General features: G+C 72.9%; 1 protein-coding gene. It reads left to right on the forward strand.

The window, feature by feature from the left end:
• Positions 1 to 225 (forward strand): AMP-binding protein (locus tag AC5Y5V_RS31445; RefSeq protein WP_499942999.1); only part of this gene is annotated, 225 nt, incomplete at both ends.

Below are 225 nucleotides of genomic sequence, written 5' to 3' on the forward strand. Positions count from 1 at the left end.
CCTGTTGGGTGTGGTGGGTAATCGCGCGGTGTTGGGGCGGCCGTCGGTGGGGGCGACGGTGCCGGGGTTGTTCGCGGCGCAGGTGGTGCGGACGCCGTCGGCGGTGGCGCTTGCCTGTGGGGCCGATGCGTGGACGTATCGGGAGCTCGAGGAGTCCGCGAACCGGGTGGCGCATTTGTTGGTGTCGCGGGGTGCGGGGCCGGGTCGGGTGGTGGCGGTGCGGTT

The organism is Mycobacterium sp. NGS68, from assembly GCF_059812195.1.